The sequence below is a fragment of the Kosakonia radicincitans DSM 16656 genome, assembly GCF_000280495.2.
Taxonomy (GTDB): domain Bacteria; phylum Pseudomonadota; class Gammaproteobacteria; order Enterobacterales; family Enterobacteriaceae; genus Kosakonia; species Kosakonia radicincitans.
Genome location: NZ_CP018016.1, coordinates 5,202,603 through 5,222,026, shown reverse-complemented (window position 1 = coordinate 5,222,026; position 19,424 = coordinate 5,202,603). Strand labels below are relative to the sequence as shown.

Here is a 19,424-nt window from a genome sequence, read left to right as displayed (position 1 = left end):
TCAACGCTGACGCGGGAGCAACATGATAAGCGCCCCAGTCAACGCAGACAGAACTGATCCCACCAGTACGCCGACTTTCACTTCATCTATGAGTAACTGGCTTTCCGCAAATGCAAGGTTGCCAATGAAAAGGCTCATGGTAAAACCAATTCCGCACAGAACAGAGACGCCGTATATCTGCAGCCACGAGCTGTTTTCCGGTTTTTTGGCCAGCCCCAGACCGACAGCGAGCAGCGAAAGGCCAAAAACGCCCACCTGCTTACCCAGGAAGAGTCCCGTGGCCACACCAACTGGCACGGGTGACAGAAGATCCTCTGCGGTCAGGCCTGTGAGCGATACGCCTGCATTCGCGAAACCAAACACCGGCAGAATAAGGAAAACCACCCACGGCTCAAGACCATGTTCAAGTCGCTCCAGCGGTGAACCGGAAGTGCTGTCTGTTTTCAGCGGGATGAAAAGGGCCACCAGAATACCAGCCACCGTAGCATGAACCCCCGACTGCAGCATAAAAAACCACATCAGGCAGCCTGCAACGAGGTAGGGAAACAATCGTTTAAGGCCGGCCCTGTTCATCATGAACATCATCAGTGCGGTTACCATAGCGCCGCCCAGCATCATGAGTGAAATATGACTGGTATAAAAAATCGCAATTATCGCTACGGCCCCCATGTCATCAAGGATGGCAAGGGCAGAGAGAAAAATCTTCAGTGATGCCGGAACCCGCTTTCCCAGCAAAGTCAGCACGCCGAGCGCGAACGCAATGTCCGTCGCGGCCGGGATAGCCCATCCGCGAAGCGTCTCTGCATTACCGGCATTAAACCAGGCATAAATCAGTGCCGGCACGACAACGCCCCCCAGCGCCGCAAAACCCGGCAGGGCACGCTGGCTCCATGTTGCCAGTTGCCCGGCAAGAAGCTCCCGCTTAATCTCAAGACCGACAAAGAGAAAAAAGATGGCCATCAGGCCGTCGTTGACCCAGTGCTCCGTGGAAAGCCCGGCAGTTTTGTATTTCAGCAGTAATTCATATCCCTCAAGCAGGGGAGAGTTAGCTATCACGATGGCTGCTACAGACGCGAGGATGAGTATAATACCGCCCGCAGCCGGGGAACTGATAAACCCGCTGATAACTCCGTTAAGTTTTTTTCTGTTTGCGCGCATGGGCTGTGGCATACAACCTCCTTTCAGAATGTTTAGACCAGGCTGTTTTCCTGCGGAAAACGTGGATCTGTCCGTGAAAACACCTGGTGGATGACATTATCAGGCTTGCCTGCATGACATCGCCCACCTGAAATGATTGATAAGCAAAAAATTTTATCACAAACGTTTATCTGCACCGTTGTAATGCGAGTAAATTCCGGTAAATGCTGTACACCTTACCTTTCTCAGCCATACACCTTCATGGGCACAGGAAAAAGCCTTTGTCTGCTGACTTTCCAGAGGCGTTGAGCTATGATGTCTCTAAAGGTGATGGCGTTCCACCTTTCCCAACCGCCCCGTCCGGGGCTGATGACGCCTGATATGACTCTTGATTTTCAGGAGGTATGTCAGGCCGTCGATAAATCCTTCCGGCCTGTGTACTTCCCTTAACGGGGATACATCTTTGATTAATGTTTTTGGTCATCTTAACCCTGACAGCGACGCTGTCTGCACCGCAGCCGTGACGGCGGGCTGGCTCAACCGGTGTAACCGTCCTGCCCGTGCCTGGCGGCCCGGTGAAGCGAATCCTGAGACACGCTATATTTTTGAAGCTGCCGGGCTCTCCCTGCCGCCCCTGCTGGATATTCCACTGAAAGGTGAACCGGTATGGCTGGTCGATTTTACCGAACCGGCACAGGGGCCTGCTGATCTCCTCCAGAGCAATATCATCGGGATTATCGACCATCACCGGCTTGGCGGTCTGGTCACGCAACTGCCGCCGGAGGTCTGGATAAAACCGGCAGGCAGCAGCGCAACAGTACTCTGGCTGCTGATGGATGCAGAAATGCGCCGCACAATGCCCCCGACTCACGCCATCCTGCTTCTTGGCGCGCTGCTCAGCGACACCGTTAATCTGCGCTCACCCACCACGACGGAAGACGATATCCGTACAGCCACTGAACTCTGCGTTCTGTCGGGAGTAAAACGTAAGGCGTTTGCCCGCGGGCTACTGGCAGCCAAAACCGATATCACCGGACAGTCCACAGAACAGCTTCTGCATAAAGACCTTAAGACCTTTTCGCTCGCCGGCACGGATGTGCGTATCGCACAACTGGAGGTGAGTTCACCAGGCCAGGTCACTCCCGTACTGGATGAACTGCAAAATGCGATGGCGCAGATGGCGGTGACAACCGGAGCCGGACTTATCGTGCTGATGGTGACTGATATCCGTGAATACTTTTCAACACTGTATTTCGCCGGGCCGGAGAGTGGCAACGCGGCGCCCTGCTCCGTGCCGGACATGGTCAGCCGGAAGAAACAGCTTCTGCCCTGGCTGGAACACTTCCTCAATCAAAGCCGGAGACAGCCATGAAAATCTACACACATGCACTTGTTCTTGTTCAGGGGAAAGAGGATGGCGTCCCCTTGCTCGCACTGGCGGCAACTCTGTCCCGCCTGCTGCAAATGTAAGCGTACACCGAGGGCCGTATTGACAGGGATGTGTTATTCAGTTGGCGGTGTGATGCGCCAGGGTAGCAGTTCGCTGACCCGGTTGACCGGCCAGTCGGCGATGACGTCAAGCACATAGCGGAGGTAGCCTTCTGGATCCACGCTGTTCAGTTTGCACGTTCCGATCAGGCTGTACAGCAGTGCTCCCCGCTCACCACCATGGTCAGAACCGAAGAACAGGAAGTTTTTACGACCCAGGCTGACCGTCCGCAGGGCATTTTCAGCGATGTTGTTGTCTGCTTCGGCCCAACCATCTTCCGCATAGTACGTCAGTGCCGGCCACTGGTTAAGTGCGTACGCGAACGCTTTTGTCAGCTCCGAGTGTCGCGACAGGATTTTCATCTTTTCACGCAGCCAGCTTTCCAGGGATTTCAACAGCGGTTTCGCTTTCTGCTGACGTTCAGCAAGCCGCTGCTCTGCCGGCATTCCCCTTATATTCGCCTCTATGGCGTACAACTGACCGATCTGCCTCAGGGCTTCTTCCGTCAGGGCTGACGGGGTGCGGACGTGCACATCGTGGATCTTCCGGCGGGCGTGAGCCCAGCAGGCGGCTTCCGTTATCCGGCCATTGCGGTACAGCTCGTTGAACCCGGCGTACGCATCCGCCTGCAGCACACCGCTGAAGCCGGCAAGATGGGTCTGCGGATGGATGCCTTTTCTGTCCGGGCTGTAAGCGAACCACACCGCCGGCGCCAGCTCTGACCCGGCGTTACGGTCGTCACGAACGTAGGTCCACAACCGCCCGGTCTTCGTTTTCTTATTACCTGGCAACAGCACCGGGACAGGCGTGTCATCAGCATGGAGCTTGCCGTCAGTCAGCACATAGTCCTGAAGCGCCTCTTCCAGCGGTGACAGTAACCGGCAGCACGCATCCACCCAGCCTGACAGGAGTGAGCGGCTCAGTTCCATGCCCTGGCGGCTATATATTTCAGACTGGCGATACAGCGGTGTGTGCTCTGCATACTTTGAGGTCAGCACGCGGGCCAGCAGTCCTGGCCCTGCGATGCCCCGTTCGATGGGCCGCGAAGGCGCAGGTGCCTGTACGATAGCATCGCATTTTGTGCAGGCATGCTTTTCCCGTACAGTCCTGATAACCTGGAAGGCGCTGCGCATCAGCTCCAGCTGTTCGGCTGCATCCTCACCCAGATAACTCAGCAAGCCACCACACTCCGGGCAGCAGGGTTCTGCGGGTAATAACCGTTTTTCATCACGGGGGAGTGATTCGGGGAACGGTCTGCGGGTGCGGGTCTGACGCAGCGGACGCTGCACTGCCGGATCATCTACCCGACCAGTCAGCGTATCGCTTTCTTTCTGAAGCCGGTTCAGGTCAGCTTCCATCTGTGCGATACGGCGGGAGACCTTTTCGGAACGACTGCCGAAGTTCATTCGGCGGAGCTTATCCAGCTGTGCCTGCAGATGGTCTATTTCACGCTCCCGGTTACTCAGCTTTTCCTGCAGGGCGTGGATCAACGCTTCCTGTTCGGCCAGGCGCTGTTTCAGCAGAAGGATGTCGTCAGAAGAGGTGTCATTCATAGGCCCATATTTTACCAGGCTTATTCTGCAACAACCAGGATAAAGAGGCCTACAACATGGTCAGGGATGTCAGCAACCGCTTTGGCTGTCTCCAGTCGATACCTTCCATCAGCATCGCCAGCTGCGCCGGCGTCAGGAACACTTTGCCATCGCGTGCTGACGGCCACGCGAAGCGGCCGCGCTCCAGCCGTTTTGTCAGCAAGCACAGCCCGTCACCGGTAGACCACAGCAGTTTGACCTGACTGCCGCTGCGGCCCCGGAAGATGAAGACATGGCCGGACATCGGATCGTCTTTCAGCATCGTCTGCACCTTTGTGGCGAGACCATTGAAGCCGTTGCGCATGTCGGTGATACCGGCAACCAGCCAGATTTTGGTGCCTGTTGGTAACGGGATCACCGTTTGAGCTCCTGTATCAGAAGAGTCAGGAGTTTTTCGCTGACAGTTCCGTTGAGGTGGAGCGTTCCGTGCCGGAATGCCACCTCACAGGTGATATTGAGGGTCTCCGGCTCTTCTGCTGGCAGTTCTGACTGCACCGCCAGTGGTCCAGCAGGGGCGTCGAGTGTTACAGGAAGTAGCTGGGGAAGGTCTGTCGAAGGCAGCAGGAGTTTACCTTCACGCCACTGCTGACGCCATTTGAACAACAGATTGGCGTTAATGCCATTCTCAAGCGCCAGTTTTGAGATGGATATCCCGGGTTCGCAGGAGGCGGCAACGAGCTGATGTTTAAACTCAGGAGAATAATTAGGGCAGCCCTTACGCCTGCCGGGAGTCACATTTTTCTGCATATCTGACACTTTGGTTCCCACTACTTATTTGGTGGACACCACTTTGTCGGATGCATCAGATTATGACCAGACGGTTCACGCTGTACGCTTACCTGCAAATGAACATCACACTTGCTCATATCTGTAATGACTATCGGGAGATGAACTACATATCGGACGGCCTGATGGACGATGCCGTATCAAAAGACGTTGTTCAGGCGAAGGCGTTGTTCAGTGAGCTGACGTCCTCTGTGGCGGAGCACGTTGACGCGCGTGAGCTGGTCACCATGCGGCGTTTTGAAGATGTACAGAAATGCATTACCGACACCGGTGTGGACCTGGTGATTGCAGGCCACCGGAACCGTTTTATGGGAGCACTGACGTCCCGTTCGGCTGAATACGTTAACCACCTGAACGTAGACGTTCTGATTAAACACATTCACGACTGAGCTACAGGAGAACTGTATGAATTTTCTACTTGAAAAAGTCACGGCCCGCGAAATTCTCGACTCTCGCGGTAATCCCACGGTTGAGGTGGACGCTTTTACTTCAGATGGTCAGATGGCACGTGCATCGGTACCGTCCGGGGCCAGTACCGGCTCAAGAGAGGCAACTGAACGCCGCGATGGTGATCCCGGGCGTTTCGGCGGGAAAGGAGTCCGTGATGCCGTTAAGGCCGTGGAGACAGAAATTTGCGACGCCGTCAGGGGAACCGATGTGCGGGAGCAGCGGCGACTGGATAATCTGATGCGGGAACTGGACGGTACGGAGAACAAAAGCCGACTTGGTGCCAATGCCATTCTGGGTGTTTCGCTGGCGGTGGCCAGACTGGCCGCTCAGGTCACCCGTCAGCCACTTTACCGCTATCTCGGCGGACTCAACGCCAGTCTTTTGCCGGTTCCGTGCATGAATATTATTAACGGTGGCGTTCATGCCCGTGGTCAGGGAGCCGATTTTCAGGAATTCATGATAGCACCGCACGGTGCGTCATCGCTGACAGAGGCCGTTCGTCAGGGCAGTGAAGTCTATCAGGCCCTGCGCCAGATCCTTCTGTCCCGGAACCTCTCCGCTGCGGTGGGTGATGAAGGGGGATTTGCCCCGGCCGTCTCCTCGAACCGTGAGCCTCTGGAATTCATTGTTCAGGCTATTGAGAAAGCCGGTTACCGACCGGGGGAAGATATCAGTATCTGTATGGACCCGGCATCCAGCGAATTTTACCGTGACGGGAAATATCACCTTCGCACCGAAAACAGTGCCCTGAGCGCTGAACAGATGACGGATTATTATGGTGAACTGATGAGCCAGTTCCCTATTGTCCTGCTTGAAGACGGGCTCGCTGAGGATGACTGGGCTGGCTGGAAACATCTGCATGAGAAACTTGGCGGACGCGCTGAACTGGTCGGTGACGACCTTTTCGTAACGAATGTGAAGTATATCCGCCGGGGTATTGAAGAAAACCTGGCCAGCGCGGCGCTCATCAAACTCAACCAGATTGGTACGTTGAGCGAGACGTTCGACGCGGTTTCACTGTGTCATGAACACGGATGGGGCGCTTTTATTTCGCACCGCAGCGGTGAAACCATGGACACGTTTATCGCCGACATGACGGTGGCATTGCGGGCGGGGCATCTGAAAACCGGCGCGCCATGCCGCGGCGAACGCATTGAAAAATACAATCAGCTTATGCGCATCGAGCAGGAACTGGGCAGTGAAGCCCGTTATGCGGGTATTAAGGCATTTGTTCGCCGTGGTTGACTGAAATCATAACGGTATTTGAAGGATGTATGTCGGCTGAATCCGGCATACATCCTGGTTCAGAATTTATATTCACCTTAGATGAGGAATGCGGCATTGGGTCAGTTGTCAGCAATTATGATTGGCGGGGCTGTGGGTTGTGTCATCCGCTGGTTTTTTGGAGTTAAGCTCAACAGTTTCTTTCCATCGCTTCCGCCCGGAACTCTGGTGGTTAACCTGCTGGGGGCTTTTATCATCGGTGCCGCAATGGCCTATTTTATGCGCCACCCTCAGTTGGATCCAGCCTGGAAACTGCTGATTGTTACCGGTCTGTGTGGCGGGCTGACAACCTTTTCTACATTCTCTGTAGAGGTCTTCACATTATTGCAGGTGGGGAATTACTTGTGGGCCTTCACTTCCGTACTGGTGCATGTGGTAGGGTCGCTGCTCATGACCGCGGCGGGTTTTTATCTGATAACATTACTTGCATAAAACTTACAATGCAGCTCTGGTCAAGTTACAGATCTGACCTGCTTGCTCTGCACTGAATACCAGGTCTGCCGGGCAGGGCTGAGGGAGAATAGCTTCCTGTCGGCTTTACCGATGATTACCCGTTCAGGCAGAACATAAAAATATGCCCCTTTAGAGCGAAAGGCAGACGCCAGTAACGCTGAAACAAGAAACGATAATGGGTTAAATGTTTAGCGCCTCGCAAAGGATTCAAATGTTTTCATGGCCTCCTTCAGCCTGTCGGGAAAGTTAGCTCTGTACCATGTCAGTTGGAAAAAATGATGAAGCCTAAGAAAGAAAAAGCTTTCCAGTAGGCGCCGTAAACAGAGATGAAACCGAAGAGGGTAATATCGTGATTACAAAAATTCTGATTGCCTATGATGGTTCGGAGTCTGCAAAAGAGGCCATGGATTTCGCCTTTGAACTTGCTCATCATTTTAACAGCGAATTGTATGTTATGGCTGTTTTTCACTTAACTGAGTTTGGCGGTGAGGTTGAGATGCAGGATTTTGTGAGTCGGACACAATCCTACTTCTATCAGAGGATGAGAAATCTGAGGAAACAGTATCCGGAAATGAAAAAAAAAACCAGATTACATATTGCCACAGGGCATCCGGCAGAACAGATTCTGCATTATGCCGATGGTCATGGTATCGATCATATTGTGGTCGGGCACAGAGGAAAAAAACAGTTTTCTCAGTGGTTGTTGGGTTCAGTTGCTCGACAGGTGGTGGACCATGCCCCTTGCCCGGTAACAGTTACCCATGAGAATATTCTCATTGGATGGTACGCAACAGATTTATTTCCTTGTGTTTTTTTTACGAGAAGTTCGGTTCAGTGACCATAGCGAGAAAGCAAAAACACAAATCAGGCCCAGTGAAAGGAGAATTAACGTCATTATTAAATAGTCCATGATAGCCTCCATTTTTATACTGTGACCATTTTAGCATGTCATGCAATTTAATATGTGAATGTAAATGATTTTTATATTCAATGGATAATATGGCAACAAAGTCAGTCTGGAGAAAAGATGGAATTTATAAGCATATTGTATGCCACACTCGACGGAAACCGTCAGCATACACTCAGAAAAAATGAACCTGCATGTTTTGCTGATTTGAACCTTGATAAAGTTATCACTTCGATAACTCATGATCGGGAAGTGTATAATATTAAACCATTTTTTTATTCACCATTAGAATATCTTGACGATATCTACTATCGGCAGGGCATAATTCAGGATGTTGGAAATGAAAATCTCTATAGTGCTATAAAGGAATTCTCATCTGACATGCAGAAAATTAGAGAGATTTCTGGGAAAAAGGAGTGCCGGTACTATCATTATCAGCAAAAACGTTGGGAACTTGAGTGTATACTACTTTATTGTCAGTCGGTTACAAAATTCCGGGAGCATTTAAGCTCGTTGTTACTTCGGTCGTCCGGTATGACAAATTTTAGAAATTATCTTTCCGGATACATTGATAGTGAGAATTTCAAAAGTTTATCCGCAATGGCAAGCCGGATAAAAGATAATCTTGAGGGAATTCGCTATAATCTCAGAATTAAAGGTGACACAATCAATGTGGAACACCATGCAGATGAAATAAACTATAGCGATAAGATTATTAGTGTTTTCTCAAAATTCAAACAACGTGATGTAACGGTTAAACTTGATTTTAAGAGTCATGACACTGTCATGACTAATGTTGAAGCCAGGATTCTGGAGTGCGTTGCCAGACTTTTTCCGTCTGTTTTTTCTGAACTCGATACGTTTATTGAAACCAGAAGCGATTATCAGAGTCATACACTGAACATTTTTGAACGTGAAATCCAGTTTTATCTTGCCAGCATCGAATATTTCCGCAACTTTCAGAACGCTGGATTATCATTTTGTATTCCTGAGATAAATGTTAATAATAAAAATATAACAGTCACCAACGGATTTGATCTGGCTCTTGCTTATTCACTTCTGAAGAAAAAAGAGAATGTAGTATGTAATGATTTTCAGTTGCGGGAACGTGAACGCATTTTAGTTGTTTCTGGCCCTAATCAGGGAGGGAAAACCACATTTGCCAGAATGATCGGACAGTTGCACTATCTGGCTTTGCTGGGGCTATACGTTCCCGCAGAGGATGCGAATTTGTTTCTGGTCGATAATATTTTTACTCATTTTGAAAAAAGCGAAAATATTCATGATTTTAGGGGTAAATTGTATGACGACCTTGTACGGATCAAATCTATACTTGATGTGGCTACATCAAAAAGCCTTATTATCATGAATGAGATTTTTACCTCAACAACTTCACACGACGCGTTATACCTTGGAACCCAAATTATTAAAAAAATAGTGATGCTGGATGCACTTTGTGTATGTGTGACTTTTATCGATGAACTCACCAGACTGGATCGGGCTATCGTCAGTATGATGAGTACGGTGGAAAATGATGAAAGGGCTTCACGAACCTACAGGATTGCCAGAAAACCTTCGGATGGCGTGGCGTGGTCAGCGACATTGGTTCAGAAGTATGGTCTGACATATGAAAAAATAAAAGGGGAGTTGAATGGATGAACGTATATCTGATGTATAAAGATGCTGATTTTGTTTTGGATGATATCTTCCCGGATAATTTCAATATCCAGGTGAGAGATCTGGGGTTGGATGTATTATTCCAGAGTCTTTCTGCTGGGGATGAGTTTTTATATTCAGTGGTCGAAAAAGCCTGTTCTCAGTCGCTTGCTGACGTTCCGTGTATTGAGTACAGACAGGCTATTTTGCGTGACTGTCTTTATAACTCAAATATTATCAGTGAATTTTATCAGGCGGTTGTTGAGTGCCTGGCGATGGAGAAAGAAAAACTTCACTACATTGTATTTGGTCATTCCCCCTCAGCAATGCTTCATCAGTCAATTTCCTTCACTCGTTTTTTTCTTGAAAATTTAAAGAAAGTCAGAGCTATTGCTGAAAAAAATATTTATTTTTTTGATTCATCCGGAATGACACGCCTCCTGAAGATGATTATCCAGGAACTGAATGAGGATTATCTGAGGGGTATAGAAGAACATCTTAAACAGATGGACTTCAAAAGAGGCGTATTAATGAGTGCCAAGCTTGGTCCGGGAAGTCGTGGAGACGAGTATATTCTCAGAGAACCCAACTCGCCGGATAAGTGCTGGTTCAGGCGCATTTTCTCAAGGAGACCTGAACATTACTCGGTTCAAATAGCCCCTCGTGATGAAAATGGCTTCAGAGCACTTAGCGATTTACGGGATGAGGGACTGGTACTGGTTGCTAGTGCAATGGCGCAGTCTACAGAGCATTTACGGAATTTTTTCAAATCACTGCGTGCAGAGCTAGGATTTTATGTGTGCTGCATTAACCTTGCTGAAGAATTAAATAAACGCAATTTACCCCAGTGTTTCCCTGTTCCTGTATATAAACGAGAGCGTCGTCTGGTTTTTGAATCGTTGTATGATGTTTGTCTGGGGCTTACATCAGACAAGAATATCGTCGGCAATACATTAAAGACTGATAATAAAAACACATTCATTATTACCGGTGCAAATCAGGGCGGGAAGTCTACCTTTTTACGTAGTATTGGACTGGCACAGATAATGATGCAAAGCGGAATGTTTGTCGTGGCTGAGTATTTCTGTACCAATATTTGCGGTCAAATCTTTACTCACTATAAGTGTGAAGAGGATAGCTCTATGGTTAGTGGAAAACTGGATGAAGAGCTCCTGCGTATGCGCGATATCGTTGATCTTCTGGAACAAGACGATCTTGTCCTGTTCAATGAGTCGTTTTCAGCGACCAACAGCCGGGAAGGGGCTGATATTATCAGGGGGATTGTGATGGCGCTTGCAGAGAGCAGGGTAAAAATTTTTTTTGTTACCCATTGTTCAGAGTTTGCCTGCGCGTTTTATCAGGAATTCCATCCAGATACCGAATATCTGTGTGCTGAAAGACGAGACGATGGTGAAAGGACGTTCAGGATCGAGGAGGGAGCACCGATGGATACTAGCTTTGGTGAAGACTTATATCAGGCGGTTTTTACATCTGATGAGCTTGCATGATCCTCTGTTCCTGATAAAAACAGAACAGGGATGTGTTTTTAAAGCATTGCCATCATTAAATGGCCAGCCGCTTTCATCAGTAGTGAATCGATAGAATGGTGTTATTAATAAAAGAATTGCTGTTCTGACTAAATGCCTCGTCTTCAGAAGGAAAAGTGGAGAGCATTGTCATACCACCATACAATCCAGTGGTAACATAAAAACTCCACGCTGGGGCACGGTGGAACGGTCCGGCAACATATGGACACATACTAGTGATACGCAGATAATCATTGCTAATAATGAATTATAAATAAAACACTTAAACCCACAGAATATCGTAACTTACTCCAGTATATAGCGACCACTGATGGTTTTGTCTTCGCTCATTTCATAAAGGACTGGGACACCCGTAGGGATATGCAGATCCATTACATTATTTTCGTCTGTCTGCTCAAGGTACATTGTCAGAGCCCGAAGCATATTGGCATGGCCGATCAGTAATAATGTTTCTCCGCTGACGACGCGGGGAGCGATGACATGCTGCCAGTAAGGTATAACTCTTCGTAGTGCCATCTCAAGACTTTCACCTTTTGGGAGATCTGACAGAGCAATATGGTGATAGCGGGCTTCGCGATGGAGAAGTTGTGGGGCTGCCGCAAGCAAAGGCGGAATACCTCGGTAACTTTTTCGCCAGTGATACACCAGTTCCTCGCCCATTTGTTGTGCCGCTTCATCTTTCCTCATCCCTTGCAGGGCGCCATAATGACGTTCATTCAACCGCCAGGTTTTACTCACTGGCAGCCATAACAGGTTCAGTGTCTCCATTATCAACCAAAGTGAATGTATTGCCCGGTTGAGAACAGATGTACAGGCTGAATCTATCTGTATACCAGCCTGTTTTATGAGCCTGGCTGCATGTCGGGCTTCTTCTTCTCCTCTCCTGGTCAGCGTAACGTCTGTCCATCCTGTAAAACGATTTTGCTGATTCCATTCACTTTCGCCATGTCGGAGCAAAATTATTTTTCCCATGACCCAGAACCCGTTGTTGTTAATAGTACGTATCAATAAATTGCCAGGGTTTTCCTGGCATTCACGTTTAATAACCTTTTTTTTTCGATGTTCTGCTGAGAAAATGGCGGACCAGCAAATGGCTGCTACTCCCGATGAAAAGGGCAATAGCGATTGCCACGTAATCATCAGGAAGTGCGGAAAAAAATACATCTGAGATTAGGAAAACCAGACAAGTTGTCAGTATTCCGATGACCGTTGATAGTAAGAGTATTTTAGGATTCACAGAGGACCTCCTTATAGCCCCCAGATCGAAGGTATGGGGTAGGTACAGGACTGGCTTTTTTAAAGGCTGGCTTACCGATAAAGACTGCCGCCTCACCCATAGCGTTTTCAATACGCTCAACTGATTGTATTTTTCAATGCGCTCTCTGCCGCAGGGGGCACCAGTTTTTAGACGACTGTAACGAAGTCCGCAAACGAATGCGTCATTATTCAGGTCCGAAATTTCACGTAATGTGGTGATGGTTTCTTGATTCTTCGTTGTCGAGCAGGTGAATTTTCCTGGACGATAATGGGGGGCTGGTCCGCCGATGTGGTTAAGCGGGTCGGCCGAAGCTGGAACACTACAGACAGTGTAGCGCAGCCCAATAACATGAATGAAAAGAGAACATTTTGACAAGGGCGTTTTGTGGAATGAGAAGAAATTGTCTGAATTTCGCATAGAAACACCTGACATACATGCTTAAAAGGAAACAGCGATATTGTATATCAGGCGTCATCATCCAGTTTGAAAGTACTGGCGGTTGGGAAAGGTGGAGCACCATCACCTTATGGATTGAGCTTAAATGAGACTTTCTCTGAAATCAATATTTATTACGGCATGCCATATCAGCGATGTGTTACAACGGGAAACAGGCAGGTATTGTTAACTTGATATTCGCTCTCCCGCAGAACGAAAAAAAATTGGTGAATATCCTGATGAGTTATCCATTCGCGGACGAAAATCATCATTCACCTTTCGCCCCTGTCGGAGGTGGTGCAGCAGTGTCTGTTCCCGGATGTGGTCTGGCGTAACCAGCCCCGTGTGGAAAAACGCGTGAATCTGCGCTGGCACAAGGTACAGCGGAAGGAAGATAAACGCTGGTGCCATGAGGCCATGCTGCATCAGAGCCTGGTCGCGCGGGCTGATCTGAGTGTTCAGTCGCCGGAAACGGTGGGAGCATAGTATTCGCGCTGGTCGGACGAACTGGCATCGATGTTCTGGCAGTGGCGCAGGCGCTTTCCCTCGCTGGCGGAACTCAGGTGGCACCAGGACGCGGTGATCCACTTTGGGTGTGTTCTCCGCCCCCGGGACACGGTGGAGGAGTAGCCTGACGGCCCGCGTGCGGCTGACCGCTGGCGCGTGCCCTCCAAGCTGAACCAGCTTGGAGGGCATATGATACATATGGAACTGGCAGACATTGCCCGTCGCTGGTCGCTGCGCACCGAAAGCAGGGGCGGTCAGTGGGCAATGTTGCCTTTATCGAAGTCGGCGCGTTAAGGGAAAACGAACAGGCAGACGCATGGGGCTGCCGGCGGGGATTCAAAGCGGCCAGCGTGGTGGTGTAGGTGAAAGTGTCACGGGCAGATTTTCTGCGTGACCGGCTGAAACCCCACAGGGCAGTGGGGGGATGGGCGATTTTTGTTATTTTCTGTGTCTGGAGGATGTCATTACCATTGATGAACTTCCCGACCGCTGGGGGCTACTCTGGGTGAATGAAAGGAGGCGCATCACAGGGCCAACTCTATGTCTCGACAACATCAGAGTAGCAGTTTACCCGCCGTAAGGCAGGAGAAGAGGCTTTGCGTTGACACGAACAACTGGGAACAGATCACTGATGTAAATATTATCAGCGAGTATACTATGAATGAAAATGATCTTCATGTGGCTGCGTAACGCTATGGTTTATCGACAAGGTTATAGACTGGAAAAAAGCCCATTAGTTGCTCTGTATTTTGCTACAGAAAAAATTCAGATGAGCTAACTGATGCTGCTGCTTTCATGACTTGGGATGTTCCAGATAGTAAATTAGATGTAATGCAAAGTTCGAAATTTCTTGGAGTAATTCAAGTAGAGCGAAATTTTTGCTAAGAAGTGTATTATAAAAGCTGTCATTTTTATGGGGTGAATTATGAAAATTATATCGCTGACCCTTTTGATGTGGTTCTTTTAAAAAGATTGATGACTATCTTGAAAATGTAAATTTCTCTTAATTTATTATAATTTAAGGTTGGGCTAAAAATAAAATAAAAACTTTAATTTTTTTATTTAAAGATATTGGGTCTCAGTGTGTCTGAAATAAATTTTTTTGAAGCCTTTTCTTTAATCTTTGAAATTGTTCTAGGGCGAAATGGACTCCAACTGCAGCGGAAATTAAGATAATGTCGACATGTTTAATGAACATCAAGCTATAATAAAACAACTACCTATAAATCAATGAGTGAAAAATCAGGGGTGTATCGCTATTTTCAAAAGGGATTAATGATGAGGCTTATCCTGCGAACCTTTTTGATACAATATCGCAAATCGATGGGGTAAGCCTTTCAGATTTAAAGGGGAAATTCATGGTTATTAAAAATAGTTATTCCTAAAGAAAAAATTGATGAAGTTCGGGAGGATTGAATTTATATAGTTTGACTAAAGAATTTATTTATCCTGAGATAATGTATTTCACCGAGTACATGCAAGACAAAATAGTCTCAAGATATCGAATCCGAACGTAAACTGCTCCTTCATGATTTAATTTCGGAACATACTAACTTTGCTTTTTGCTGTTGTAACCTTGATAAAGGATCGCACTCTGATCTAACATGGCTCCGTTATACCGTTGCGTAAAGCAACATGCCAATGTCCCTGCAATCTGAGAGGGACGCCTTCGGGTGATTGCTTGCCAAAACCGTCATGACCTGAGAGACGGAGCCTTCGGGCGGTAACTCCGTTTAACCTTTGAAAACGGAGGTCGTACAGCGACGAAGGTCCTTTTACTTACAATGCCTGTTTATGGCCTTTTCATCTCAATGGTGGTTCTCGCCAACGTTTCCTCTTTCGTTCAGACGCTGAATTCCGGTTGCAAACTTTGCGGCGTGGGTATGACCATTTGGAACATTTGGGCATCTTCCACGACTGCATTGAGAGCAGAGGAGCGCGGCGTCACTTGCGTTCGAGTGAAACGAGTACCAAGTGACGCGCGCAGCGCATAACTGGCAGAGCTGACGCACTGCCGTTTCAACAACCTTTTTACCAACTGACCAACACGTACTTAAAGGTTTAAGGGCCTTAAAAACGTACTTCATTCACTGTTTGTTCATTTATTAACCAAACGCCTTACCCGTAAAAACGGGTCAGGACTTCATTCAAAGAGGAGAAAAATCGACACGATATCGATGGCGACACCAGTCAACCAACTGGTGTGTGGAAGCAGACTGATTAACATCAGCCCGGTGAAAACCGCGAACAGGTCAGAGACCTGGGGAGCTTCGCAATAACTCAACATTTCGCCGCCCCGATGCACAGATATCTGTCGAGACGCAGGAAGCGCAACCATAAACCGTGCCGTCGGGGTGAAATTCATCGTCTGGAGCTGTGGCGCAGCCGGTGTAAGTGCTTTTCCGTTCACGCAGACGGAAAAGCACTTACACCTGTTTAAATGGAGAGTTGACTATGGCAAAACTGAATAAGAATCTTAAGACGCTCGCCAGACAGGCCGGGGGGAGTTTTAAAACTGTTTCTGACCGTATGAAAATTGCTGACAGATTTGCTGAACGTTTATTAAAGCTTAACGTTCAGATCAGGGATATTAAGAACATCAAGACAGGGCATATTGAGCTGTATATGAAGAGTCGTCTTTCCGAAGAGATTTCTAAGCGTACACTTCAGAATGAAATGTCGGCTATCCGGGCTTTACTGCGGGTTGCAGGAAAAACCTTCATGGCTAATCCGGCGCACGAGAAACTGAGTAATCAGGCTCTGGGTATTTCAGAAACCAGCAGGGATGGGACAAAAGTTGCGATTCCCGACAATTATTTCCGGCAAGTGTTGACGAGTGTGGAACAAAAGGATGAAGGCGTTGCGTATGCAATGAGGTTGTCGAGATTGCTCGGTTTAAGAACGGAAGAAACTATACAGTCCGCTAAATCATTACAAACCTGGCAAAAATCCTTAATCAATAATGAAGGAAAAGTACGGGTGGTATTCGGGACAAAGGGAGGGCGTCCGAGAGATACAACGGTAATAGATCGAGAGGCAACGCTGGCCGCAATCAAAGCTGCACTGAAACATCTGAAAGAAAATAACGGGAAGTTAATCGATAGGCCTTCATTACATACCGCAATCGAACGTTATCGAAATTTGGTTCGTGAAGCCGGCTTGACAGGGAAATACGCACCGCATAGTTTGCGTTATGCCTATTCTGTTGATGTTATGAATCTTCATATGAAAAATGGTTTCAGTAAACAGGAGGCACAGGCTCTTGCATCAATGGATTTGGGGCATGGTGATGGCAGGGGACATTATGTTGCTCGTGTTTATAATAAAGTTGAGTAACACCTTATTAAGGTGATTCTTATATGGGGCATAACATGAAAACGTTGAATTTAATTTTTTCCAGCTATAGCTCACTGGCTGTTGAGTTGAATGATATTTCCATTTTAAACATGATATCCTTTGTGTCCCGGGTTGAAGGGCATATACAGTCTGGACGCGCACATTCCAAACTGGATGGAGTGAGTTTTGATAAATTTAGCAATGAAGCACTCTTTAACTCTGCCAGCATGATGCTTGAACGTTTTGTTTACAATATGGTTCTGATGTTATCCGGTGTTGATGAACTGGGACTGATTCCGGCCGGGAGGAAAAAATATACTGATGAACTTTTCCAGTTAGGGAAATCCAGCATTGAGATCGAATTATTTAATCTTGCCTGCTCTCAGGTGATCTGTGAGGTCCGTAAGATATTGTCAGATTATGCATTCCACTGCCACGAGTACGGACATCATAGTTTCCTCCTGTGGCTTATGAGACAGGGCTATTGAAGAATGTGCAAACCTGAAGTAGGATTGGATCGTTAACCGTTGTCATCATGACAACTGCCAATGTTCGGGTGATTTGAGACGAACGCCTTCGGGTAATCACACGCCAATGCCACATTAACCTGAGAGTGGCGCCTTCGGGTGGTTCAAACCTGTTTAACCTTTGCAAACAGGGACCTGATAACTAGGTTAAGGTCCATTCAACTTATTCTTCCAGATTTTTCATCCCACGGGACAACGCTTCCCGTATCGGGTGGTCGTTTCCCTTTTTTATTCAGGAAATGCCGCCATGACCTTTCTTCATATTGTTTACTTTGTTGCTGTTTTTGCCGATCGCTTTGTGTGCTTGATTGCACCAAAAACGCTGATTGCTGAATGGTTTTTCTGGTTCACAGGTGATGCGAAGTCATTACTGCTTGTTGTTCGTGAGCTGGAGCTTGCCCGTTCATATCAGAAGGACGAAGCATCAGCGTTGCTGACGGAGTTCTCGGTCTACCATGCCGCCTTTTTCTTCGGAGAACGCGAGTATTACGGACTAAAGGTTCGCTGGCCACGCTGGTTCATCAACCGCCTTCATTTTACCGGAATGCAGCTCGACGCCACGCAGTGGCAGGAAGGCTGTCAGAATGGATTCAGCGACACAGCCGCACTGGAGTCCAGGGCGACTGCTCATTGCTGATAACGCTGTACATTTCACTCACTTCTCCCACGGGACTCCGCTCCCGATAGGGCAGGGTTCCACGTTTTATAAGGAACCTTTTATGACTGCTTTCGCTATTACTATTGATGTCCTTTCTGCCAGCATCCATTCAAAGACCGGGTTCATTTCGGTGATGTCGGAGATTGAAGGGCTGTTACAGAGCGCTACAGCGCTGAACATTTGCGGCATCCCGGACAGCATCGATCTGGATGGTTTTCCGGAACGCTGCAGCCAGACAATCCACCTTGCCAGTGTTGTTGGTGAGGCCCAGGAAATGAATCTGATCCCGGACTCTCTTCGTCAGTTTGTCGATGATGTTGTCCTGACGGGAAAACGCTTCGACGCTGAAGGCGACACTAACGCATGGAGCTACGGTTTTATGCTGGGAACTGAACGCGGACTGGATTACTGGCGCGAACTTCGCTGGGATTGCTAGTTCCGGTGTTTAACGACAATGTCTGATTTTTTACGACGGATATTCAATTACTGATAACTCACCCATGCGGGGATAACCTCCCGCATAGCGGTGAAGGTGTCTCCGCCTTAACCAACGGAGACATACCATGAGTATAATGCTCATCCTTGTAGCAAAAGCGGCTTCAGCTCTGGCGCACGTTTCTGAGTCACTTAATCAACGTAAGAAAGAATGGTTCACCAATCAGTCGGGGCACAGCAGCTTCCGGCCGGAAGTGATCCACGATGGTAATGGGTTCACCGCCGTTATCTCCCGACGAACCGGTTACAGTCCGAAAGACTGGACCTATCAACGTTGTGCAACCGCAGGACGGTTTGCCTCCTCGCGTCAGGCAATGAATGCTGGTCGCCGGATGGCGCAGCAGCTGGCTGATTTACGTTACCGTTTTGACTGATACAACACACTGACCTCCCCCAGGGATCTTCCCTGCGGGAGGTACTGGCGGGCATGGCTTCATTTTATTCTGAGGTATTCAACATGACCGTATTTAATGACATCGCTTTTGACAGATCTTACGCACCTCAGGGAATGCATGAACTGTGGCAGGGGCAACGCTCGCTTTCCCGTTTCATCGCTTATGTTGCGGAATTAGAGGGTGAACTCCTGGCAATACGTGCATTCCGGCGCTGCGCTATCCCTGACCTGACGGGCAGCTATGGCGTTCCGGTACGCACATTCCGGCTTGTTTCGATTGCACGGCTTCTTGGTTACGCCTGTATGACCGGGGCATTTACTGACGGTTTATTCGAAAAGTACATTGCCGGGCTGATCCTTCTCGGAGAACAGATTGCCCCCCGGGCCTGGGATTTTGGGTTTAGTGAGGGGCAGATGCACTTTGATGAGATGCGCTCAGACGATGAAGCCAGTGAGGAACAACGGGCTGTATTCTTTGCGAATGCGGAATATATAGCCTGATTTCCGAAGCGA

19 protein-coding genes, 1 pseudogene and 2 riboswitches are annotated in these 19,424 nt (G+C 48.4%); of the genes and pseudogenes, 14 read left to right on the top strand and 6 right to left on the bottom strand.

Annotated features, from left to right (window positions below; translation table 11 throughout):
- On the bottom strand, window positions 1–1,170 hold the full coding sequence (gene nhaA / locus Y71_RS25090) for a Na+/H+ antiporter NhaA (RefSeq protein ID WP_007372657.1): 1,170 nt from the start codon (window positions 1,168–1,170) through the stop codon (window positions 1–3).
- 284 nt (window positions 1,171–1,454) lie between these two features.
- Window positions 1,455–1,523: riboswitch (Fluoride riboswitch) on the top strand.
- A gap of 77 nt (window positions 1,524–1,600) precedes the next feature.
- Between nhaA and Y71_RS25085 the strand changes: the two genes are divergently transcribed.
- On the top strand, window positions 1,601–2,509 hold the full coding sequence (locus Y71_RS25085) for a DHHA2 domain-containing protein (RefSeq protein ID WP_007372658.1): 909 nt from the start codon (window positions 1,601–1,603) through the stop codon (window positions 2,507–2,509).
- Between the two features lie 131 nt (window positions 2,510–2,640).
- Here the strand turns inward: Y71_RS25085 and tnpC are convergent, their stop codons facing one another.
- The 3 genes from tnpC to tnpA are packed head-to-tail and all read right to left on the bottom strand — an operon-like array spanning window position 2,641 to window position 4,965.
- Window positions 2,641–4,179, bottom strand: a complete 1,539-nt coding sequence (gene tnpC, locus Y71_RS25080; protein ID WP_081120870.1) for an IS66 family transposase — start codon at window positions 4,177–4,179, stop codon at window positions 2,641–2,643.
- A gap of 49 nt (window positions 4,180–4,228) precedes the next feature.
- On the bottom strand, window positions 4,229–4,576 hold the full coding sequence (tnpB, locus tag Y71_RS25075; protein WP_031594183.1) for an IS66 family insertion sequence element accessory protein TnpB: 348 nt from the start codon (window positions 4,574–4,576) through the stop codon (window positions 4,229–4,231).
- On the bottom strand, window positions 4,573–4,965 hold the full coding sequence (tnpA, locus tag Y71_RS25070; RefSeq protein ID WP_007372662.1) for an IS66-like element accessory protein TnpA: 393 nt from the start codon (window positions 4,963–4,965) through the stop codon (window positions 4,573–4,575). The genes tnpB and tnpA overlap by 4 nt, the downstream gene beginning before the upstream one ends.
- Before the next feature lie 62 nt (window positions 4,966–5,027).
- On the opposite strand from tnpA, the gene Y71_RS25065 reads away from it, so the two are divergent.
- The 6 genes from Y71_RS25065 (at window position 5,028) to Y71_RS25040 (ending at window position 11,262) form a co-directional block, all read left to right on the top strand.
- Entirely contained in the window at window positions 5,028–5,393 is a 366-nt protein-coding gene (locus tag Y71_RS25065; RefSeq protein ID WP_236946447.1) for a universal stress protein, read from the top strand.
- Between the two features lie 16 nt (window positions 5,394–5,409).
- Window positions 5,410–6,699: a phosphopyruvate hydratase gene (eno, locus tag Y71_RS25060; protein ID WP_007372664.1), complete on the top strand. Its 1,290-nt coding sequence runs from the start codon at window positions 5,410–5,412 to the stop codon at window positions 6,697–6,699.
- 117 nt (window positions 6,700–6,816) lie between these two features.
- Window positions 6,817–7,170 carry a fluoride efflux transporter CrcB gene (gene crcB, locus Y71_RS25055; RefSeq protein WP_161519119.1) on the top strand — a complete coding sequence of 118 codons (354 nt, stop codon included), beginning with the start codon at window positions 6,817–6,819 and terminating at the stop codon, window positions 7,168–7,170.
- Between the two features lie 370 nt (window positions 7,171–7,540).
- Window positions 7,541–8,029, top strand: a complete 489-nt coding sequence (locus Y71_RS25050) for a universal stress protein (protein ID WP_230154183.1) — start codon at window positions 7,541–7,543, stop codon at window positions 8,027–8,029.
- 189 nt (window positions 8,030–8,218) lie between these two features.
- Window positions 8,219–9,757, top strand: coding sequence for a MutS-related protein (locus tag Y71_RS25045; RefSeq protein WP_007372667.1), 1,539 nt, complete (start codon window positions 8,219–8,221; stop codon window positions 9,755–9,757).
- Window positions 9,754–11,262: a MutS-related protein gene (locus Y71_RS25040; RefSeq protein WP_007372668.1), complete on the top strand. Its 1,509-nt coding sequence runs from the start codon at window positions 9,754–9,756 to the stop codon at window positions 11,260–11,262. Before Y71_RS25045 ends, Y71_RS25040 begins: the two co-directional genes overlap by 4 nt.
- A 324-nt stretch (window positions 11,263–11,586) precedes the next feature.
- Here Y71_RS25040 and Y71_RS25035 read toward each other — a convergent pair whose 3' ends face one another.
- Window positions 11,587–12,273 carry a 2,3-bisphosphoglycerate-dependent phosphoglycerate mutase gene (locus tag Y71_RS25035; RefSeq protein ID WP_035943492.1) on the bottom strand — a complete coding sequence of 229 codons (687 nt, stop codon included), beginning with the start codon at window positions 12,271–12,273 and terminating at the stop codon, window positions 11,587–11,589.
- Window positions 12,274–12,340: 67 nt separating this feature from the next.
- Window positions 12,341–12,976, bottom strand: a complete 636-nt coding sequence (locus tag Y71_RS30540) for a hypothetical protein (protein WP_175393100.1) — start codon at window positions 12,974–12,976, stop codon at window positions 12,341–12,343.
- Window positions 12,977–13,017: 41 nt separating this feature from the next.
- Window positions 13,018–13,092, bottom strand: a riboswitch (Fluoride riboswitch).
- A 196-nt stretch (window positions 13,093–13,288) separates the two neighbouring features.
- Between Y71_RS30540 and Y71_RS31195 the strand changes: the two are divergent.
- The 7 genes and pseudogenes from Y71_RS31195 to Y71_RS24990 all read left to right on the top strand — a co-directional run bounded on the left by Y71_RS31195 (window position 13,289) and on the right by Y71_RS24990 (window position 19,412).
- Window positions 13,289–13,624, top strand: a pseudogene (locus Y71_RS31195) (plasmid SOS inhibition protein A).
- A 2,331-nt stretch (window positions 13,625–15,955) separates the two neighbouring features.
- Complete coding sequence (locus Y71_RS25015) at window positions 15,956–16,837, top strand: integrase domain-containing protein (protein WP_007372676.1); 882 nt, start codon at window positions 15,956–15,958, stop codon at window positions 16,835–16,837.
- Between the two features lie 35 nt (window positions 16,838–16,872).
- A complete protein-coding gene (locus Y71_RS25010; protein WP_139114316.1) occupies window positions 16,873–17,325 on the top strand; it encodes a hypothetical protein in 453 nt (150 codons plus the stop codon).
- Between the two features lie 286 nt (window positions 17,326–17,611).
- Window positions 17,612–18,001, top strand: a complete 390-nt coding sequence (locus Y71_RS25005) for a hypothetical protein (protein ID WP_063436922.1) — start codon at window positions 17,612–17,614, stop codon at window positions 17,999–18,001.
- Window positions 18,002–18,083: 82 nt separating this feature from the next.
- Window positions 18,084–18,458, top strand: coding sequence for a hypothetical protein (locus Y71_RS25000; protein ID WP_007372679.1), 375 nt, complete (start codon window positions 18,084–18,086; stop codon window positions 18,456–18,458).
- Window positions 18,459–18,594: 136 nt separating this feature from the next.
- Window positions 18,595–18,891 (top strand): hypothetical protein, encoded by a 297-nt coding sequence (locus tag Y71_RS24995; RefSeq protein ID WP_007372680.1) that lies wholly within the window; start codon window positions 18,595–18,597, stop codon window positions 18,889–18,891.
- Window positions 18,892–18,974: 83 nt separating this feature from the next.
- On the top strand, window positions 18,975–19,412 hold the full coding sequence (locus tag Y71_RS24990; RefSeq protein WP_007372681.1) for a hypothetical protein: 438 nt from the start codon (window positions 18,975–18,977) through the stop codon (window positions 19,410–19,412).
- Window positions 19,413–19,424 lie beyond the last annotated feature (12 nt).

Excerpts from the sequence above, each read along its gene's own strand:
- Y71_RS25040 (WP_007372668.1), top strand. The coding sequence starts at position 9,754 with ATGAACGTATATCTGATGTATAAAGATGCTGATTTTGTTTTGGATGAT.
- Y71_RS25065 (WP_236946447.1), top strand. The coding sequence starts at position 5,028 with ATGACCAGACGGTTCACGCTGTACGCTTACCTGCAAATGAACATCACA.
- nhaA (WP_007372657.1), bottom strand. The coding sequence starts at position 1,170 with ATGCCACAGCCCATGCGCGCAAACAGAAAAAAACTTAACGGAGTTATC.
- Y71_RS25005 (WP_063436922.1), top strand. The coding sequence starts at position 17,612 with ATGACCTTTCTTCATATTGTTTACTTTGTTGCTGTTTTTGCCGATCGC.
- Y71_RS25000 (WP_007372679.1), top strand. The coding sequence starts at position 18,084 with ATGACTGCTTTCGCTATTACTATTGATGTCCTTTCTGCCAGCATCCAT.
- Y71_RS24990 (WP_007372681.1), top strand. The coding sequence starts at position 18,975 with ATGACCGTATTTAATGACATCGCTTTTGACAGATCTTACGCACCTCAG.
- tnpC (WP_081120870.1), bottom strand. The coding sequence starts at position 4,179 with ATGAATGACACCTCTTCTGACGACATCCTTCTGCTGAAACAGCGCCTG.
- Y71_RS25015 (WP_007372676.1), top strand. The coding sequence starts at position 15,956 with ATGGCAAAACTGAATAAGAATCTTAAGACGCTCGCCAGACAGGCCGGG.
- Y71_RS25010 (WP_139114316.1), top strand. The coding sequence starts at position 16,873 with ATGAAAACGTTGAATTTAATTTTTTCCAGCTATAGCTCACTGGCTGTT.
- crcB (WP_161519119.1), top strand. The coding sequence starts at position 6,817 with ATGATTGGCGGGGCTGTGGGTTGTGTCATCCGCTGGTTTTTTGGAGTT.
- eno (WP_007372664.1), top strand. The coding sequence starts at position 5,410 with ATGAATTTTCTACTTGAAAAAGTCACGGCCCGCGAAATTCTCGACTCT.
- Y71_RS24995 (WP_007372680.1), top strand. The coding sequence starts at position 18,595 with ATGCTCATCCTTGTAGCAAAAGCGGCTTCAGCTCTGGCGCACGTTTCT.
- tnpA (WP_007372662.1), bottom strand. The coding sequence starts at position 4,965 with ATGCAGAAAAATGTGACTCCCGGCAGGCGTAAGGGCTGCCCTAATTAT.
- Y71_RS25035 (WP_035943492.1), bottom strand. The coding sequence starts at position 12,273 with ATGGGAAAAATAATTTTGCTCCGACATGGCGAAAGTGAATGGAATCAG.
- Y71_RS25045 (WP_007372667.1), top strand. The coding sequence starts at position 8,219 with ATGGAATTTATAAGCATATTGTATGCCACACTCGACGGAAACCGTCAG.
- Y71_RS30540 (WP_175393100.1), bottom strand. The coding sequence starts at position 12,976 with ATGCGAAATTCAGACAATTTCTTCTCATTCCACAAAACGCCCTTGTCA.